General features: G+C 56.2%; 16 protein-coding genes. 13 read left to right on the top strand and 3 right to left on the bottom strand.

Going from position 1 to position 17,875, the window contains the following annotated elements; genetic code table 11:
* The first annotated feature begins 23 nt into the window (after nucleotides 1-23).
* The 10 genes from iscR to sseB all read left to right on the top strand — a co-directional run bounded on the left by iscR (nucleotide 24) and on the right by sseB (nucleotide 8,025).
* A complete protein-coding gene (iscR, locus tag EOS97_RS02470) occupies nucleotides 24-518 on the top strand; it encodes a Fe-S cluster assembly transcriptional regulator IscR (protein ID WP_001241346.1) in 495 nt (164 codons plus the stop codon).
* 180 nt (nucleotides 519-698) lie between these two features.
* Nucleotides 699-1,913, top strand: a complete 1,215-nt coding sequence (gene iscS / locus EOS97_RS02465) for a cysteine desulfurase (RefSeq protein ID WP_000775263.1) — start codon at nucleotides 699-701, stop codon at nucleotides 1,911-1,913.
* Nucleotides 1,914-1,940: 27 nt separating this feature from the next.
* The gene (gene iscU, locus EOS97_RS02460; RefSeq protein ID WP_000331704.1) at nucleotides 1,941-2,327 is read left to right on the top strand and encodes a Fe-S cluster assembly scaffold IscU; all 387 of its coding nucleotides are present in this window, start codon (nucleotides 1,941-1,943) and stop codon (nucleotides 2,325-2,327) included.
* Nucleotides 2,328-2,355: 28 nt separating this feature from the next.
* On the top strand, nucleotides 2,356-2,679 hold the full coding sequence (iscA, locus tag EOS97_RS02455; RefSeq protein WP_000028952.1) for an iron-sulfur cluster assembly protein IscA: 324 nt from the start codon (nucleotides 2,356-2,358) through the stop codon (nucleotides 2,677-2,679).
* Between the two features lie 195 nt (nucleotides 2,680-2,874).
* Nucleotides 2,875-3,390, top strand: coding sequence for a co-chaperone HscB (hscB, locus tag EOS97_RS02450; protein ID WP_000384395.1), 516 nt, complete (start codon nucleotides 2,875-2,877; stop codon nucleotides 3,388-3,390).
* Nucleotides 3,391-3,402: 12 nt separating this feature from the next.
* Nucleotides 3,403-5,253 carry a Fe-S protein assembly chaperone HscA gene (gene hscA, locus EOS97_RS02445; RefSeq protein WP_001196656.1) on the top strand — a complete coding sequence of 617 codons (1,851 nt, stop codon included), beginning with the start codon at nucleotides 3,403-3,405 and terminating at the stop codon, nucleotides 5,251-5,253.
* A gap of 1 nt (nucleotide 5,254) precedes the next feature.
* On the top strand, nucleotides 5,255-5,590 hold the full coding sequence (fdx, locus tag EOS97_RS02440; protein ID WP_001124466.1) for an ISC system 2Fe-2S type ferredoxin: 336 nt from the start codon (nucleotides 5,255-5,257) through the stop codon (nucleotides 5,588-5,590).
* 11 nt (nucleotides 5,591-5,601) lie between these two features.
* Nucleotides 5,602-5,802 (top strand): Fe-S cluster assembly protein IscX, encoded by a 201-nt coding sequence (gene iscX, locus EOS97_RS02435; RefSeq protein WP_000523621.1) that lies wholly within the window; start codon nucleotides 5,602-5,604, stop codon nucleotides 5,800-5,802.
* A 53-nt stretch (nucleotides 5,803-5,855) separates the two neighbouring features.
* The gene (pepB, locus tag EOS97_RS02430) at nucleotides 5,856-7,139 is read left to right on the top strand and encodes an aminopeptidase PepB (RefSeq protein ID WP_000133536.1); all 1,284 of its coding nucleotides are present in this window, start codon (nucleotides 5,856-5,858) and stop codon (nucleotides 7,137-7,139) included.
* A 109-nt stretch (nucleotides 7,140-7,248) separates the two neighbouring features.
* Entirely contained in the window at nucleotides 7,249-8,025 is a 777-nt protein-coding gene (gene sseB, locus EOS97_RS02425) for an enhanced serine sensitivity protein SseB (protein WP_001533245.1), read from the top strand.
* A 36-nt stretch (nucleotides 8,026-8,061) separates the two neighbouring features.
* On the opposite strand, the gene timP is transcribed toward sseB, so the two are convergent.
* Together timP and EOS97_RS02415 are read right to left on the bottom strand one after the other, a co-directional pair.
* The gene (gene timP / locus EOS97_RS27450) at nucleotides 8,062-8,178 is read right to left on the bottom strand and encodes a small toxic inner membrane protein TimP (RefSeq protein ID WP_350028759.1); all 117 of its coding nucleotides are present in this window, start codon (nucleotides 8,176-8,178) and stop codon (nucleotides 8,062-8,064) included.
* Between the two features lie 415 nt (nucleotides 8,179-8,593).
* Nucleotides 8,594-9,262, bottom strand: coding sequence for a DUF5066 family protein (locus tag EOS97_RS02415; protein WP_000355386.1), 669 nt, complete (start codon nucleotides 9,260-9,262; stop codon nucleotides 8,594-8,596).
* Nucleotides 9,263-9,303: 41 nt separating this feature from the next.
* On the opposite strand from EOS97_RS02415, the gene EOS97_RS26690 reads away from it, so the two are divergent.
* Nucleotides 9,304-9,528, top strand: a complete 225-nt coding sequence (locus tag EOS97_RS26690; protein WP_012535673.1) for a hypothetical protein — start codon at nucleotides 9,304-9,306, stop codon at nucleotides 9,526-9,528.
* On the opposite strand, the gene sseA is transcribed toward EOS97_RS26690, so the two are convergent.
* Nucleotides 9,508-10,350, bottom strand: coding sequence for a 3-mercaptopyruvate sulfurtransferase (gene sseA / locus EOS97_RS02410; RefSeq protein ID WP_000205241.1), 843 nt, complete (start codon nucleotides 10,348-10,350; stop codon nucleotides 9,508-9,510). The genes EOS97_RS26690 and sseA overlap by 21 nt on opposite strands.
* A 208-nt stretch (nucleotides 10,351-10,558) precedes the next feature.
* On the opposite strand from sseA, the gene EOS97_RS02405 reads away from it, so the two are divergent.
* Entirely contained in the window at nucleotides 10,559-15,493 is a 4,935-nt protein-coding gene (locus tag EOS97_RS02405) for an alpha-2-macroglobulin (protein WP_000681863.1), read from the top strand.
* The gene (gene pbpC / locus EOS97_RS02400) at nucleotides 15,494-17,809 is read left to right on the top strand and encodes a peptidoglycan glycosyltransferase PbpC (RefSeq protein WP_001014762.1); all 2,316 of its coding nucleotides are present in this window, start codon (nucleotides 15,494-15,496) and stop codon (nucleotides 17,807-17,809) included.
* The last annotated feature ends 66 nt before the right edge of the window (nucleotides 17,810-17,875 follow it).

Here is a 17,875-nt window from a genome sequence, read left to right as displayed (position 1 = left end):
GCGAGTTTGAGGTTAAGTAAGACATGAGACTGACATCTAAAGGGCGTTATGCCGTGACCGCAATGTTAGACGTTGCGCTCAACTCCGAAGCGGGCCCGGTACCGTTGGCTGATATTTCTGAACGTCAGGGGATTTCCCTTTCTTATCTGGAACAGCTATTTTCCCGTTTACGTAAAAACGGTCTGGTTTCCAGCGTACGCGGGCCGGGCGGCGGTTATCTGCTGGGTAAAGATGCTGGCAGTATCGCGGTCGGCGAAGTGATCAGCGCGGTTGATGAATCCGTTGACGCGACCCGTTGCCAGGGCAAAGGCGGCTGCCAGGGCGGCGATAAATGCCTGACCCATGCGCTGTGGCGTGATTTAAGCGATCGTCTGACCGGTTTTCTCAACAATATTACTTTAGGCGAGCTGGTGAATAACCAGGAAGTTCTGGATGTGTCTGGTCGCCAGCACACGCATGACGCGCCGCGCGCCAGCGGTCGTGCGCAGGACGCTATCGACGTTAAATTACGCGCTTAATTAAAATATTACGCCATCTCTTCTGGCGGCCTCATGCGGTGAATGCCGCGGTCGTCTGAAGGATGAAGCGTAAAAAAGAATTCAGAATCAGGCCGGGACGCGGACGTCCCGTCAACACGGTCGTACATCCAGCCGGTTGCCTGATTCCTTGCATTGAGTGATGTACGGAGTTTAAGAGCAATGAAATTACCGATTTATCTCGACTACTCCGCAACCACGCCGGTGGACCCGCGTGTTGCCGAGAAAATGATGCAGTTTCTGACCCTGGACGGAACCTTTGGGAACCCGGCGTCTCGTTCACACCGTTTTGGCTGGCAGGCTGAAGAAGCCGTCGATATCGCCCGCAACCAGATTGCTGAACTGGTCGGCGCCGACCCGCGTGAAATCGTCTTTACCTCAGGGGCGACGGAGTCCGATAACCTGGCGATTAAAGGCGCTGCCAACTTTTATCAGAAAAAAGGCAAGCACATCATCACCAGCAAGACCGAGCACAAAGCGGTGCTGGACACCTGCCGTCAGCTTGAGCGCGAAGGGTTTGAAGTGACCTACCTGGCGCCGCAGCGCAACGGCATCATCGATCTCAACGAGCTCGAAGCAGCGATGCGTGACGACACCATTCTGGTTTCCATCATGCACGTGAACAACGAAATCGGCGTGGTGCAGGATATCGCGACCATCGGCGAAATGTGCCGCGCGCGCGGTATCATCTACCACGTTGATGCCACCCAGAGCGTGGGCAAACTGCCTATCGACCTGAGCCAACTGAAAGTGGATCTGATGTCCTTCTCCGGTCATAAAATTTATGGTCCGAAAGGCATTGGCGCGCTGTATGTGCGTCGTAAGCCGCGTATTCGCATTGAAGCGCAGATGCATGGCGGCGGGCACGAGCGCGGTATGCGCTCTGGTACTCTGCCTGTTCACCAGATCGTCGGCATGGGCGAAGCTTACCGTATCGCGAAAGAAGAGATGGAGACCGAAATGGCCCGTCTGCGCGGTCTGCGTAACCGTCTGTGGAACGGCATCAAAGATATTGAAGAAGTTTACCTGAACGGCGACCTTGAGCAGGGCGCGCCAAACATTCTCAACGTGAGCTTTAACTACGTTGAAGGCGAGTCGCTGATCATGGCGCTGAAAGACCTGGCGGTCTCTTCCGGTTCCGCCTGCACCTCCGCCAGTCTGGAACCGTCCTACGTGCTGCGCGCGTTGGGCATGAATGACGAGCTGGCGCATAGCTCTATCCGTTTCTCTTTAGGTCGTTTTACCACTGAAGAAGAGATCGACTACACCATTGATCTGGTACGTAAATCCATTGGCCGTCTGCGTGACCTTTCTCCACTGTGGGAAATGTACAAGCAGGGTGTGGATCTGAACAGCATCGAATGGGCACATCATTAATCGGTATCGGAATCAGGAGAATTTATAATGGCTTACAGCGAAAAAGTAATCGATCACTATGAGAACCCGCGTAACGTAGGGTCGTTTGACAACAACGACGATAACGTGGGAAGCGGCATGGTTGGCGCTCCGGCCTGCGGCGACGTCATGAAGTTGCAGATTAAAGTTAACGATGAAGGTATCATTGAAGACGCGCGCTTCAAGACTTACGGCTGCGGTTCCGCTATCGCCTCCAGTTCTCTGGTAACGGAGTGGGTGAAAGGGAAATCCCTGGACGAAGCGCAGGCGATTAAAAACACCGACATTGCAGACGAACTGGAGCTGCCGCCGGTGAAAATTCACTGCTCTATTCTGGCGGAAGACGCGATTAAAGCCGCTATTGCGGATTACAAAAGCAAACGCGAAGCGAAATAAAATAGAACGTTAACATTGAGGTTTTGTTATGTCGATTACACTTAGCGACAGTGCAGCAGCGCGAGTTAATACCTTCCTGGCCAACCGTGGTAAAGGGTTTGGTCTGCGTCTGGGCGTGAGAACCTCCGGCTGCTCAGGTATGGCTTATGTACTGGAATTTGTTGACGAGCCAACGGCGGAAGACACCGTGTTTGAAGACAAAGGCGTTAAGGTAGTGGTTGACGGCAAGAGCCTGCAATTTCTGGACGGTACACAGCTGGACTTCGTAAAAGAAGGTCTGAACGAAGGGTTTAAATTCTCCAACCCGAATGTGAAAGATGAGTGTGGTTGCGGCGAAAGCTTCCACGTGTAACCGTGTTCCGCTGTTATACCGAGCATTCGTGCTGCAGAAAAGCGGCAAGCGAGTGAATCCCCAGGCGCTTACTTGAGTAAATGACTGGGGGAACCCGCGCAGACAACGCATCTGCGACGCGAAGTAAGAAGGTATAACCCCACCGTGGTCGCCTGCGTGTGGGGTTTGTTCTGACAGGCTATCCCTGAGAATGTTATGGATTACTTCACCCTCTTTGGCTTACCAGCCCGTTATCAGATTGACACCCAGGCGCTGAGCCTTCGTTTTCAGGATCTGCAACGCCAGTATCACCCTGACAAATTTGCCAACGGCACCCAGGCGCAGCAGCTTGCCGCCGTCCAGCAATCCGCCACGATCAACCAGGCCTGGCAAACGCTGCGTCACCCTTTGACGCGCGCGGAGTATCTGCTTTCCTTACACGGGTTCGATCTGGCCAGCGAGCAACATACGGTACGCGACACCGCGTTTCTGATGGAACAACTCACGCTTCGCGAAGAGCTGGACGATATCGAACAATCAAAAGACGACGCGCGGCTGGAAAGCTTCATCAAACGTGTACAAAAGATGTTTGATGCTCGTCTTCAGCAATTGGTGGAACAGTTGGACAACGCCGCGTGGGACACGGCGGCGGATACGGTGCGCAAACTGCGGTTTCTCGATAAACTGCGAAGCAGCGCAGAACAACTCGAAGAAAAGCTGCTCGATTTTTAACTGGAATCTAACATGGCCTTATTACAAATTAGTGAGCCTGGTCTGAGCGCCGCGCCGCATCAGCGTCGTCTGGCGGCGGGCATCGACTTAGGCACTACCAACTCTCTGGTTGCGACGGTTCGCAGCGGCCAGGCGGAAACTCTGCCTGACCACGAAGGGCGCCACCTGTTGCCTTCAGTGGTTCACTATCAGCAGCAGGGCCATACGGTCGGCTACGCTGCGCGCGACAATGCCGCGCAGGATACGGCCAACACTATCAGCTCTGTGAAACGCATGATGGGACGCTCGCTGGCGGATATCCAGGCGCGCTATCCGCATCTGCCTTACCGGTTTAAGGCAAGCGTTAATGGGCTGCCGATGATTGATACGGCGGCTGGATTGCTCAATCCGGTACGCGTATCGGCTGATATTCTCAAAGCGCTGGCCGCGCGGGCTAGCGAATCGCTCTCCGGCGAGCTGGATGGCGTGGTGATTACCGTTCCCGCCTATTTCGATGATGCCCAACGTCAGGGGACGAAAGACGCCGCGCGGCTGGCGGGCCTGCATGTACTGCGCCTGCTCAACGAACCGACGGCGGCGGCGATTGCCTACGGTCTGGACTCAGGCAAAGAAGGCGTTATTGCTGTTTACGATCTCGGCGGCGGTACCTTCGATATCTCTATTTTACGCCTGAGCCGCGGGGTGTTTGAAGTGCTGGCGACGGGCGGTGATTCTGCGCTCGGCGGCGACGACTTTGACCATCTGCTGGCGGACTATATTCGCGAGCAGGCGGGAATTGCCGATCGTAGCGACAATCGCGTTCAGCGCGAACTGCTGGATGCCGCGATTGCCGCGAAAATCGCCTTAAGCGATGCCGATACCGTTAGCGTTAACGTTGCGGGCTGGCAGGGGGAGATCACTCGCGAGCAGTTTAACGATCTCATTTCCGCGCTGGTTAAGCGCACGCTATTGGCCTGCCGTCGCGCATTGAAAGATGCCGGCGTTGATCCCCAGGACGTTCTGGAAGTGGTCATGGTCGGCGGTTCGACCCGTGTACCGCTGGTGCGTGAGCGGGTGGGCGAATTTTTTGGCCGCACGCCGTTAACCGCTATCGACCCGGATAAAGTGGTCGCTATCGGCGCAGCGATTCAGGCCGATATTCTGGTCGGCAACAAGCCGGACAGCGAAATGCTGCTGCTGGACGTGATTCCACTCTCTCTTGGGCTGGAAACGATGGGCGGCCTGGTGGAAAAAGTCATTCCGCGCAACACCACTATCCCGGTGGCGCGCGCGCAGGATTTCACCACCTTCAAAGACGGTCAGACCGCGATGTCTATCCATGTGATGCAGGGCGAACGCGAACTGGTGCAGGACTGCCGTTCGCTGGCGCGCTTTGCGCTGCGCGGGATTCCGCCGCTGCCGGCGGGCGGGGCGCATATTCGCGTGACCTTCCAGGTAGACGCTGATGGCCTGTTGAGCGTCACCGCAATGGAAAAATCCACCGGCGTCGAGGCCTCCATTCAGGTCAAACCTTCCTATGGCCTGACCGATGGCGAAATCGCCTCGATGATCAAGGATTCCATGAGTTTTGCCGAGCAGGACGTGAAAGCGCGTATGCTGGCGGAGCAAAAAGTCGAAGCCGCGCGCGTGCTGGAAAGTTTGACCGGCGCGCTAACTGCCGACGCCGCGCTGTTAAGCGACGCAGAACGTCAATGCATTGATGATGCCGCCGCACATTTGAGCGCGGTCGCACAAGGCGATGATGTTGACGCCATAGAACAAGCCATTAAAAACGTAGATAAACAAACCCAGGAATTTGCCGCTCGCCGCATGGACCAGTCGGTTCGTCGCGCGTTGAAAGGCCATTCCGTAGACGAGGTTTAACATGCCGAAGATTGTTATTCTGCCTCATCAGGATCTTTGTCCGGATGGCGCAGTTCTGGAAGCTGAGACCGGTGAAACCATTCTTGACGTTGCGCTGCGCAACGGCATCGAGATTGAACACGCCTGTGAGAAATCGTGCGCCTGCACCACCTGTCACTGTATTGTACGTGAAGGCTTCGACTCCTTGCCGGAAAGTTCGGAAGAAGAAGACGATATGCTGGATAAAGCGTGGGGGCTGGAGCCGGAAAGTCGACTGAGCTGCCAGGCCCGCGTTACCGACGACGATCTGGTTATCGAAATTCCACGTTACACAATCAACCATGCGCGTGAGCATTAACAGAGGGTAGTATGGGACTCAAGTGGACCGATAGCCGCGAGATCGGCGAAGCGTTATACGACGCATATCCTGATGTCGATCCTAAAACCGTTCGTTTCACCGATCTGCATCAGTGGATCTGCGAACTGGACGATTTTGACGACGACCCTAACGCATCCAATGAAAAAATTCTGGAGGCGATTCTGCTAGTCTGGTTGGATGAAGCAGAGTAAGTCAAATAACGGGCTGCCCTACGGCGGCCCGTTTGCTAATAAGGAAAATAACAATGACAGAAGCCATGAAAATTACGCTTTCCACGCAGCCTGCCGATGCGCGCTGGGGCGATAAAGCCACTTACAGTATTAATAACGACGGTATTACCTTGCATCTTAACGGTAAAGACGATCTGGGGTTGATCCAGCGTGCGGCGCGTAAAATCGACGGCCTGGGAATAAAACAGGTCGCGCTGACAGGCGAAGGATGGGATATCGAGCGTTGTTGGGCATTCTGGGCGGGTTACAAAGGACCAAAAGGCGTCCGTACCGTAATGTGGCCGGATTTAGACGATGCCCAACGTCAGGAACTGGATAACCGCCTGACCATTATTGACTGGGTGCGCGACACCATTAATGCTCCGGCGGAAGAGCTTGGGCCGGAGCAACTGGCGCAGCGCGCGGTGGATCTGCTGTGCAGCGTCGCGTGCGATAGCGTCACTTATCGTATCACCAAAGGCGAAGATCTGCGCGAGCAGAACTATATGGGGTTGCATACCGTAGGCCGTGGTTCTGAGCGTCCGCCGGTGCTGCTGGCGCTGGATTACAACCCGACGGGAGACAAAGATGCGCCGGTTTATGCCTGCCTGGTCGGTAAAGGTATCACCTTTGACTCCGGCGGCTACAGTATCAAACAAAGCGCTTTTATGGACTCAATGAAATCCGATATGGGCGGCGCGGCGACAGTAACGGGCGCGCTGGCGTTCGCCATTACCCGTGGGTTGAATAAACGCGTAAAACTGTTCCTGTGCTGCGCCGATAATCTGATCAGCGGCAATGCGTTTAAACTGGGCGATATTATTCGCTACCGTAATGGTAAGAATGTCGAAGTCATGAATACCGATGCGGAAGGGCGACTGGTGCTGGCGGATGGCCTGATTGACGCCAGCGCGCAACACCCGCAGCTAATCATTGATATGGCGACGTTAACCGGCGCGGCGAAAACGGCGCTGGGTAACGACTATCATGCGCTATTCAGTTTTGACGATACGCTGGCGGGGCGCTTGCTGACCAGCGCGGCGCAAGAGAATGAACCGTTCTGGCGTCTGCCGCTGGCGGAGTTCCACCGTAACCAGCTGCCGTCTAACTTTGCGGAACTGAACAACACCGGCAGCGCGGCGTATCCCGCCGGGGCAAGCACTGCCGCGGGTTTTCTGTCGCACTTTGTTGAAAATTACCGCGAAGGCTGGCTGCACATTGACTGTTCCGCCACTTATCGCAAAGCGCCGGTTGAGCAGTGGGCTGCCGGGGCAACCGGTCTGGGTGTGCGCACCATCGCGAATTTGCTGACCGCCTGAACGGTGTTTTTGTAGGCCGGGTAAGCGAAGCGCCACCCGGCATTTTGCCTGATGGCGACGCCGTGCGTCTTATCAGGCCTACAACCCATATACATAATTTGTGATTCCTATGTCCGAAACTAAAAATGAATTAGAAATCTTGCTGGAGAAAGCGGCGACTGAGCCCGCGCATCGTCCGGCATTTTTCCGTACCTTACTGGAGTCCACCGTCTGGGTGCCGGGCAGCGCTGCCGAAGGCGAGGCGATTGTGGAAGACAGCGCTCTGGATTTGCAGCACTGGGAAAAAGAAGACGGCACGACCGTCATTCCCTTCTTTACTTCTCTGGAGGCGCTGCAGCAGGCCGTGGAAGACGAACAGGCGTTTGTGGTGATGCCAGCGCGCACGCTGTTTGAAATGACGCTTGGCGAAACGCTATTCCTCAACGCTAAATTGCCGACGGGCAAAGAGTTTATGCCGCGTGAAATCAGCCTGCTTCTCGCTGAGGAAGGCAGTCCGTTAAGTACGCAGGAAGTGCTGGAAGGCGGCGAGTCGCTTATTTTATCCGAAGTGGCCGAGCCGCCGTCGCAGATGATTGATTCCCTCACTACGCTGTTTAAAACCATCAAACCGGTGAAACGCGCGTTTCTCTGCGCGATTAAAGAACATGCGGACGCCCAACCCAATCTGCTGATTGGCATTGAGGCTGACGGCGAGATTGAAGAGATCATTCACGCAGCGGGCAATGTGGCGACCGACACGTTACCGGGTGACGAACCGATCGATATTTGTCAGGTGAGGAAGGGCGAGCAGGGTATCAGCCACTTTATCACCGAGCATATCGCGCCGTTCTACGAGCGCCGCTGGGGCGGGTTCCTGCGCGATTTTAAACAGAACCGCATCATCTGAAGAAAAGAAAGCCGCCCAACAGGGCGGCCTCCTGGCTTACCTGCTCTGGACGTTGAGCGTTACGGGAACAGAGCTACCTGGGTGGCTTCTGTCTGCGTGAAGACACAACGTGCCAGAAACAAGAAGCACGACACAAAAGTATCGTACCTTCATGTTGCGGTCCTTGCGAAGACCGCATCACGGCAGCACCGCTGGCGATAATGCCGTGATAGCAGGCACTACGGTGTGCCTGCGCTTACGGCCATGGGTTATCCTCTCCTGAAGCCAGCGCCCGTTTGCGAGACGGCGGAAAGGGCCGGGCAAGATAATACCTCAAATGTTGAATAGTTTCCCGGTAAATCATATTGACATTTGCTCCCTTAAAAGGGAGTATTAATCCCCTACGGTGTGCCTGCGTTGCTATGGCAACAAAGCCTGCTGGAAAGGCCGCGAACCGGACCAGCACAAAAAAACCGCTCAATTGAGCGGTTTTTTTGTGGCCTGCTTAAACAGAATTTATGTAGATTCGCTTTAAATCAGCCTGAACGGTAGGCCGGATAAGCGTGAGCGCCACCCGACATCATGTCGATTAATCGACGAGCGCGTCCAGTTTTGCCCAAAACGCCTCATGATAATCCTCCAGGTCAAGTAAAGCGGCATCGCGTTGTTCATTCATTTTTTGCTGTGCCTTCCATTGCGGAAGATGTAAATCCTCTTCGGTAAAGCCAATGTCTTTAGCGCCCGAAATAATATTATAGAGATATTCCACCAGAGAAGACTCCGCCAGCCAGAATTCATTACGTTCCATGCGGGCAATAGGGTATTCGCCGTTGGCATCCCGTTCTGTGATATAGATAAAAATGGCCTGATCGCCGACATGATCGATACGAATTAATGCCGGAAGACGGGGATCGTTACTCCAGACAGGCATCAGATCTTCAATATCAATACCTGAGCTATCCATGCCAACGCCGTAATACGCCTCTTCATCAGGGGAGTAAGAATGAATTACTCCCTCTTTATCAATAGATCTTTGTAATGTTTCAATCACAGGCATATTATAATTGCTAAGTAGATCGCGGTCGTAGGCCAGTAGCGCCTTCAGGCTTTCAGGTAACTCAGTGGTTTCCGTATTTTGCGGATCGCGATACTTACGCACTCGCAGACGACTTATTTCCTCGGCAGGCATAGGATTAGGTACCTTATTACGGTTAACCTTTTTAACCAACTCAATTAAATTAGCGCGTGAAATATCCATTTTCCATCCTTAAAAATTGTATTTACAGGAGTTATTTCCCGGTGAAAACCAAAACAGCGGTGATGATACTCCTTATACCCGGCGTAAAGTATTTACCGATAAAAAATAGGATTTTATTAAGAGAAAATAATGCCCGTTTGCAGGACAGTGGAAAAGAGCTGAATAAAAACAATGTCTGTAGATCGTTTTACATCAGCCTGAACGGTAGGCCGGATAAGCGTGAGCGCCATCCGGCATGGCAGATATTAAGCGGGTTCAACCGGTAAATCGGTACGCGCGCCCCATTCGCTCCACGCGCCGTCGTAAAGCGTGACGTCAGGCACATCCAGCGTGGCGAGCGCCAGCACCACGACCGCGGCCGTCACGCCGGAACCGCAACTGGCGATAATCGGTCTGTCGAAACTCACGCCGTGGCTGAAAAAAACCTCATTCAGTTCGTCAGTGGTCTTTAATTCGCCCTCATACACCAGTTCCGTCCACGGGACGTTTAGCGCGCCAGGAATGTGTCCGCGCCTCAGTCCCGGACGTGGTTCATCAGCCTGAGCGTTAAAACGCGCCGCCGGACGCGCGTCAACGATTTGCGCGGTTTTTTCATGGCTTGCCAGCAATACGTCGGTGAGACGCACCACGGCTTGCGGCGCGAATTTCGCCTCAAACTCGCCTCCTTCATGCGCTTCCTCGCCTTCGCGCAATAGCCATTCGTCGCGCTGCCAGCCCGCCAGTCCGCCCGCCAGAATGGACACTTTCTCGGCACCGAACGTGCGCAGCATCCACCATGCCCGCGGAGCGGAGAACAGATTGCCTTCATCGTATATGACCAGGTGTTTATCCTGGCGAACACCCAGTTCACGCATGGCCACCGCAAACGCTTCCGGGCGCGGCATCATATGCGGCAACGGCGATGCGCGATCGGAAAGCGCTTCAATATCAAAAAACAGCGCGCCGGGAATATGTCCGGCGCGATATTCGCCCGCCATATCACGATGTTCCTGTCCTGGCGGCGCCATACGGGCGTCAAGAATCTGTATTTCCGGATCATCAATATGTTCGGCAAGCCAGTCGGCGGCGACAAAAAAGGCGGTGGTCATGGGTATCTCCATTGTTACCTGATTATGATCAAATTGTCGGACGTTTCCCGAAAAGGGACAAGTAGAAGAGGCTGTTTTGGCTGGCGAAACCACATTTCTGCGTAAAATTTTCGCATCATCACAGTAATACGGACTTACACAATAAAATTTCTCGCGCATAATATCTCATCAACCGTTGCTGACAGGCCGTTAAGGCCAGGGATGAAAGATGAAACATTTACGCGTGGTGGCCTGCATGATCATGCTGGCGCTGGCGGGATGCGATAACAACGATAAAACCGCCCCGACGACTAAAAGCGAAGCGCCAGCCGTAGCGCAGCCCTCGCCCGCGCAAGACCCGGCACAGCTACAAAAGCTGGCGCAGCAAAGCCAGGGCAAAGCGCTCACGCTATTAGACGCCTCCGAAGCGCAGCTCGACGGCGCGGCGACGCTGGTGCTGACGTTTTCAATTCCTTTAGATCCTGAACAGGATTTCTCCCGTGTGGTTCACGTGGTTGATAAGAAAAGCGGCAGCGTTGACGGCGCATGGGAGCTGGCGCCAAATTTAAAAGAGCTAAGGTTACGTCATCTGGAACCTGAACGCGTGCTGGTGGTCACGGTTGATCCCGCCGTTAAGGCGCTGAATAACGCCACCTTCGGCAAGTCTTATGAAAAAACGATTACCACGCGTGATGTCCAGCCCAGCGTCGGCTTTGCCAGCCGGGGATCGCTGCTACCGGGGAAAATCGCGGAAGGACTGCCGGTCATGGCGCTTAACGTCAACCATGTTGATGTAAACTTTTTCCGCGTTAAGCCCGGATCGCTGGCGTCATTTGTCAGCCAGTGGGAGTACCGTAGTTCTCTCTCTAACTGGGAGTCCGACAATCTGCTGAAAATGGCGGATCTGGTTTATACCGGTCGTTTTGATCTTAATCCGGCGCGCAATACGCGTGAGAAACTGCTGCTGCCATTAAGCGATATTAAGCCGCTGCAACAGGCGGGCGTATATGTGGCGGTAATGAATCAGGCTGGACACTACAACTATAGTAATGCCGCTACGTTGTTTACCCTTAGCGATATCGGCGTGTCCGCGCACCGTTACCATAATCGGCTGGATATCTTTACGCAAAGCCTGGAAAACGGCGCGGCGCAGTCGGGAATTGAGATTGTTCTTCTGAATGATAAAGGTCAGACGCTGGCGCAGGCGACGAGCGACGCGCAGGGACATGTGCAACTGGAGGCTGATAAAGCGGCGGCGCTATTACTGGCGCGTAAAGAGGAGCAGACCACGCTGCTCGATCTCACGCTTCCGGCTCTGGATCTGTCGGAATTTAATGTCGCTGGCGCGCCCGGCTACAGCAAGCAGTTCTTTATGTTCGGCCCGCGCGATCTCTACCGACCGGGCGAAACGGTTATCCTCAACGGATTACTGCGCGATAGCGACGGTAAAACGCTGCCCGATCAACCCGTTAAGCTGGAAGTAGTAAAACCAGACGGACAGGTGATGCGTACCGTCGTCAGCCAGCCGGAAAACGGGCTATACCGTTTGAATTATCCGCTGGATATCAACGCGCCGACCGGCTTGTGGCATGTCCGCGCCAACACCGGCGATAATTTGCTGCGGAGTTGGGATTTCCACGTGGAAGACTTTATGCCGGAGCGGATGGCGCTCAACCTGACGGCGCAAAAAACACCGCTGGCGCCTGCGGATGAGGTGAAATTCTCCGTTGTCGGCTATTACTTGTATGGCGCGCCTGCTAACGGCAATACCCTGCAAGGGCAACTTTTCCTGCGTCCGCTGCGCGACGCTGTCGCGGCGTTGCCTGGCTTCCAGTTCGGCAATATTGCCGAAGAGAATCTTTCGCGCAGCCTGGACGAAGTTCAACTGACGTTGGATAAAGGCGGACGTGGTGAAGTGAGTGCTGCCAGCCAGTGGCAAGAAGCGCATTCGCCGCTGCAGGTAATTCTACAGGCCAGCCTGCTGGAGTCTGGCGGTCGTCCGGTCACTCGTCGCGTAGAGCAGGCGATTTGGCCTGCCGATACGTTACCGGGAATTCGTCCACAGTTCGCCGCCAAAGCGGTATACGACTACCGTACGGATACCACCGTTAATCAACCGATTGTCGACGAAGACAGCAACGCCGCATTCGATATTGTTTACGCCAACGCGCAGGGTGAGAAAAAAGCGGTGTCTGGTTTACAGGTGCGGCTCATCCGCGAGCGTCGCGACTATTACTGGAACTGGTCGGAAAGCGAAGGCTGGCAGTCGCAGTTTGATCAAAAAGATCTGGTGGAGGGCGAGCAGACGCTGGATCTGAACGCGGATGAAACCGGAAAAGTCAGCTTCCCGGTGGAATGGGGCGCGTACCGTCTGGAGGTCAAAGCGCCGAATGAGACGGTCAGCAGCGTTCGTTTCTGGGCCGGCTATAGCTGGCAGGATAACAGCGACGGTAGCGGCGCGGCGCGTCCGGATCGCGTCACCCTCAAACTGGATAAAGCGAATTATCGTCCAGGCGACACCATGAAATTGCATATCGCCGCGCCGGTCGCCGGTAAAGGTTATGCCATGGTGGAGTCCAGCGACGGTCCGCTGTGGTGGCAGGCGATCGATGTGCCGGCACAAGGTCTGGAGCTCACGATTCCGGTGGATAAAACCTGGAATCGCCACGATCTCTATCTCAGTACGCTGGTGGTGCGTCCCGGCGATAAATCTCGTTCCGCGACGCCAAAACGCGCCGTGGGGTTACTACACCTACCGCTGGGGGATGAAAATCGCCGCCTCGATCTGGCGCTGGAAAGCCCGGCTAAAATGCGCCCGAATCAGCCGCTCACCGTCAGGGTGAAAGCCAGCGTTAAACACGGCGAAATGCCAAAACAGATCAACGTGCTGGTCTCCGCGGTCGATAGCGGCGTATTGAATATCACCGATTACGCGACGCCGGACCCGTGGCAGGCGTTCTTCGGTCAAAAACGCTACGGTGCGGATATCTACGATATTTACGGCCAGGTCATTGAAGGGCAGGGGCGGCTGGCGGCGTTGCGTTTTGGCGGCGATGGCGACGACCTTAAGCGCGGCGGAAAACCGCCGGTAAACCATGTCAATATCATCGCGCAGCAGGCGCAGCCGATCACGCTCAATGAGCAGGGCGAAGGGGTCGTAACGCTGCCGATTGGCGACTTTAACGGCGAACTGCGGGTTATGGCGCAGGCATGGACAGCGGACGATTTTGGTCGCGGCGAAAGCAAAGTCGTTGTCGCCGCGCCAGTGATTGCCGAGCTGAATATGCCGCGTTTTCTGGCGGGAGGGGATGTTTCGCGACTGGTGCTGGACGTCACCAATCTGACCGACCGCCCGCAGACGCTGAATATTGCGCTCGCCGCCAGTGGGTTACTGGAACTGCTTAGCCAGCAGCCGCAACCGGTCAACCTGGCGCCGGGCGTGCGCACCACCTTATTCGTTCCGGTACGCGCGCTGGAAGGTTTTGGCGAAGGCGAAATCCAGGCGACCATTAGCGGTCTGAATCTGCCGGGAGAAACCCTCGGCGCGCAGCATAAGCAGTGGCAAATCGGCGTGCGTCCGGCCTGGCCTGCCCAAACGGTAAATAGCGGCATTGCGCTGGCGCCGGGAGAGAGCTGGCATGTACCAGAGCAGCATCTGGCAAACGTCTCGCCAGCCACGTTACAGGGACAACTGCTATTAAGCGGAAAACCGCCGCTCAATCTGGCGCGCTACATTCGCGAGCTGAAAGCATATCCGTACGGGTGCCTGGAACAAACCACCAGCGGGTTATTCCCGGCGCTGTATACCAATGCCGCTCAATTGCAGTCGCTCGGTATTACCGGCGATAGCGATGAAAAACGGCGCGCCGCGGTGGATATCGGCATCTCCCGCATACTACAGATGCAGCGTGATAACGGCGGTTTTGCGCTATGGGATGAAAATGGGGCGGAAGAGCCCTGGCTAACGGCCTACGCGATGGATTTCCTCATTCGCGCGGGCGAGCAGGGATATAGCGTCCCGCCGGAGGCCATTAACCGGGGCAATGAGCGACTGCTGCGCTATCTGCAGGATCCCGGTACGATGCTGATTCGTTATAGCGATAATACCCAGGCCAGTACTTTTGCCGCTCAGGCTTACGCCGCGCTGGTACTGGCGCGTCAGCAGAAAGCGCCGCTCGGCGCGCTGCGCGAAATCTGGGAGCGCCGTAGTCAGGCGGCTTCAGGACTGCCGCTGATGCAATTGGGCATCGCGTTAAACACGATGGGTGATGCCAGACGCGGCGAAGAGGCCATTACGCTGGCTCTGAATACGCCGCGTCAGGACGAACGGCAATGGATAGCGGATTACGGCAGTTCTCTGCGCGATAACGCTCTGATGTTGTCGCTACTGGAAGAGAACAATCTCAGACCGGACGCGCAAAATGCGCTATTAAGCTCGCTTTCTGAGCAGGCCTTCGGTCAGCGCTGGCTCTCTACCCAGGAGAACAATGCCTTGTTCCTCGCCGCGCATTCGCGACAGGCCAGCGCGGGCGCCTGGCAGGCGCAGACCTCTTTAGAGGCGCAGCCGCTGGCGGGCGACAAGGCGCTGACCCGTAATCTGGATGCTGACCAGCTGGCCGCCCTTGAGGTGACGAACACCGGTAGCCAGCCGCTATGGCTGCGTCTGGATAGCAGCGGCTATCCCTCATCTGCGCCTGAGCCTGCCAGCAACGTTTTGCAGATTGAACGACAAATACTGGGGACCGATGGTCAGCGCAAATCGCTGTCCTCGTTGCGTAGCGGCGAACTGGTGCTGGTCTGGTTAACGGTAGTGGCCGATCGCAATGTGCCGGATGCGCTGGTGGTGGACCTGCTCCCGGCCGGGCTGGAGCTGGAAAACCAGAATCTGGCTGACAGCAGCGCCAGCCTGCCGGAGAGCGGTAGCGAAGTGCAAAATCTGCTTAATCAGATGCAGCAGGCGGATATTCAGTATATGGAATTCCGCGACGATCGGTTTGTGGCTGCCGTCGTTGTCAATGAGGGCCAGCCCGTGACGCTGGTCTACCTGGCGCGCGCGGTAACGCCGGGGACGTACCAGCTTGCGCAACCGCAGGTGGAATCGATGTACGCGCCTCAGAGGCGGGCAACCGGCGCGAGCGAGGGGCTGCTGATTGTGACGCCTTAAATGAACGGTTGGCGTGGTAAACGTGGCCGCTGGCTGTGGCTGGCGGGCGCGCCGCTTTTTATTTTCCTGGCGTTATGGGCAGCGGATAAACTCTGGCCGCTGCCGCTCAATGAGGTCCATCCTGCGCGGGTCGTGGTAGCCCATGACGGTACGCCGCTGTGGCGCTTTGCCGACGCCGGGGGGATCTGGCGTTATCCGGTGACGATTGAAGAGGTCTCTCCCCGCTACCTGGAGGCCCTAATCAATTACGAAGATCGCTGGTTCTGGCGGCACCCTGGCGTTAACCCTTTCTCCGTCGCGCGCGCGGCATGGCAGGATCTTACCGCCGGGCGCGTTATTTCCGGCGGCAGTACGCTGACTATGCAGGTGGCGAGACTGCTGGACCCGCATTCGCGCACGTTCGGCGGTAAAATCCGCCAGCTTTGGCGCGCCCTCCAGCTTGAATGGCATTTGTCCAAGCGCGATATCCTGACGCTGTACCTGAACCGCGCGCCGTTCGGCGGCACGCTACAGGGTATTGGCGCTGCAAGCTGGGCCTACTTCGGCAAGCCGCCCGCACGCCTGAGCTACGCTGACGCGGCGCTGCTGGCCGTATTGCCGCAGGCGCCGAGCCGGTTACGCCCCGACCGCTGGCCTGCGAGAGCCGAAGCGGCACGAAATAAAGTGCTGGATCGGATGGCGGCTCAGGGCGTCTGGCCTGCCGAAACGGTACGCGAGTCGCGTGAAGAGCCGGTCTGGCTGGCACCGCGTCAAATGCCGCAACTGGCGCCGCTTTTTGCCCGAATGATGTTGAGTAAAAGCCAGAACGACAAAATTGTGACCACGCTGGACGCCGGATTGCAGCGGCAACTGGAAGATCTGGCGCGGGCATGGAAAGGGCGGCTGCCTGCACGCAGTTCGTTGGCGATGATCGTCGTCGATCATACCGATATGAGCGTGCGCGGCTGGGTAGGATCGGTAGACCTTAATGACGACAGCCGTTTTGGTCATGTCGACATGGTAACGGCGATCCGATCGCCGGGATCGGTACTCAAACCCTTTGTGTACGGTCTGGCGCTGGATGACGGCTTGATCCATCCCGCATCATTATTACAGGACGTTCCGCGCCGCACCGGAGATTACCGCCCGGGAAACTTCGACAGCGGATTTCACGGCCCGGTCAGCATGAGCGACGCGCTGGTACGCTCGCTGAATCTGCCTGCCGTTCAGGTGCTTGAAGCCTATGGGCCGAAACGATTTGCGGCAAAACTGCGTAACGTCGGCTTGCCGCTATATTTGCCTGCTGGCGCGGCGCCCAATCTTTCGCTGATTCTGGGCGGCGCGGGCGCGCGGCTTGACGAGATGGCGGCGGCATACAGCGCGTTCGCTCGTCATGGGAAAGCAGCGAAACTACGGTTACAGCCGGACGATCCGCTGTCGGAAAGACCATTAATGTCGCCGGGAGCGGCGTGGATCATTCGACGAATTATGGCGGATGAAGCGCAACCCTTGCCGGATAGCGCGCTGCCGCGCATTGTGCCGTTGGCGTGGAAAACCGGCACCAGTTACGGCTATCGCGATGCGTGGGCTATTGGCGTTAACGCGCGCTATATCATCGGCATCTGGACAGGCAGACCCGACGGCACGCCTGTGGTGGGGCAATTTGGTTTTGCCAGCGCGGTGCCATTGCTTAACCAGGTCAATAATCTGTTACTGGCGCATACGGGACGCCTGCCGGAAGATCCGCGTCCGCAGACGGTAAGCCGCGGCGTCATTTGCTGGCCGGGCGGACAGACTCTGCCTGCCGGAGACCGCAACTGTCGCCGCCGACTGGCGACATGGCTGCTCGATGACAGCCAGCCGCCCACGCTGCTGTTACCTGAGCAGGAGGACATCAACGGTATTCGTTTCCCGGTCTGGCTGGATGATACGGGGCGGCGTGTCGCTGCCGACTGTCCGCAGGCGCGTGCGCATACGTTTATCGTCTGGCCGCGGCCGCTGGAGCCGTGGCTGCCGCCTGCGGAAAGACGTAGCGCCCGCTTGCCCGCGGTGTCCGCTTACTGTCCGCCGCTACAGGGCAATGATGCCGCGCCGTTAATGCTGTCAGGAGTGAGGGATGGCGCGGTGATCAGGCAATTGCCAGGCCAGGAAAACGTCACGCTGCCCGTCTCGACTACCGGCGGTAAAGGGCGTCGCTGGTGGTTTTTAAATGGCGAACCTGTTAATGGCGAAAATAATCGCCTTTCTTTATTAATAAATATCGCTGGACGTTATCAACTTGTCGTAATGGATGAGTCCGGTCAGGTTGCAGCGGTTAATTTTGAATTAATACGTTAACCATTCTCCAAAATAGATTATCAATTCCTTTTAATTTAAGCTTAATGATAATTGTTAATTATTACT

It is taken from the genome of Salmonella sp. SSDFZ54, assembly GCF_004010735.1.
Lineage (GTDB): Bacteria > Pseudomonadota > Gammaproteobacteria > Enterobacterales > Enterobacteriaceae > Salmonella > Salmonella enterica.
This window is presented reverse-complemented; position numbering and strand designations above follow the sequence as displayed.

Coding starts and splice junctions, on each gene's coding strand:
- pbpC (WP_001014762.1), top strand. CDS start 15,494: ATGAACGGTTGGCGTGGTAAACGTGGCCGCTGGCTGTGGCTGGCGGGC.
- timP (WP_350028759.1), bottom strand. CDS start 8,178: ATGAAGGTACGATACTTTTGTGTCGTGCTTCTTGTTTCTGGCACGTTG.
- iscU (WP_000331704.1), top strand. CDS start 1,941: ATGGCTTACAGCGAAAAAGTAATCGATCACTATGAGAACCCGCGTAAC.
- iscS (WP_000775263.1), top strand. CDS start 699: ATGAAATTACCGATTTATCTCGACTACTCCGCAACCACGCCGGTGGAC.
- iscR (WP_001241346.1), top strand. CDS start 24: ATGAGACTGACATCTAAAGGGCGTTATGCCGTGACCGCAATGTTAGAC.
- sseB (WP_001533245.1), top strand. CDS start 7,249: ATGTCCGAAACTAAAAATGAATTAGAAATCTTGCTGGAGAAAGCGGCG.
- iscA (WP_000028952.1), top strand. CDS start 2,356: ATGTCGATTACACTTAGCGACAGTGCAGCAGCGCGAGTTAATACCTTC.
- sseA (WP_000205241.1), bottom strand. CDS start 10,350: ATGACCACCGCCTTTTTTGTCGCCGCCGACTGGCTTGCCGAACATATT.
- EOS97_RS02415 (WP_000355386.1), bottom strand. CDS start 9,262: ATGGATATTTCACGCGCTAATTTAATTGAGTTGGTTAAAAAGGTTAAC.
- hscA (WP_001196656.1), top strand. CDS start 3,403: ATGGCCTTATTACAAATTAGTGAGCCTGGTCTGAGCGCCGCGCCGCAT.
- iscX (WP_000523621.1), top strand. CDS start 5,602: ATGGGACTCAAGTGGACCGATAGCCGCGAGATCGGCGAAGCGTTATAC.
- fdx (WP_001124466.1), top strand. CDS start 5,255: ATGCCGAAGATTGTTATTCTGCCTCATCAGGATCTTTGTCCGGATGGC.
- EOS97_RS02405 (WP_000681863.1), top strand. CDS start 10,559: ATGAAACATTTACGCGTGGTGGCCTGCATGATCATGCTGGCGCTGGCG.
- pepB (WP_000133536.1), top strand. CDS start 5,856: ATGACAGAAGCCATGAAAATTACGCTTTCCACGCAGCCTGCCGATGCG.
- hscB (WP_000384395.1), top strand. CDS start 2,875: ATGGATTACTTCACCCTCTTTGGCTTACCAGCCCGTTATCAGATTGAC.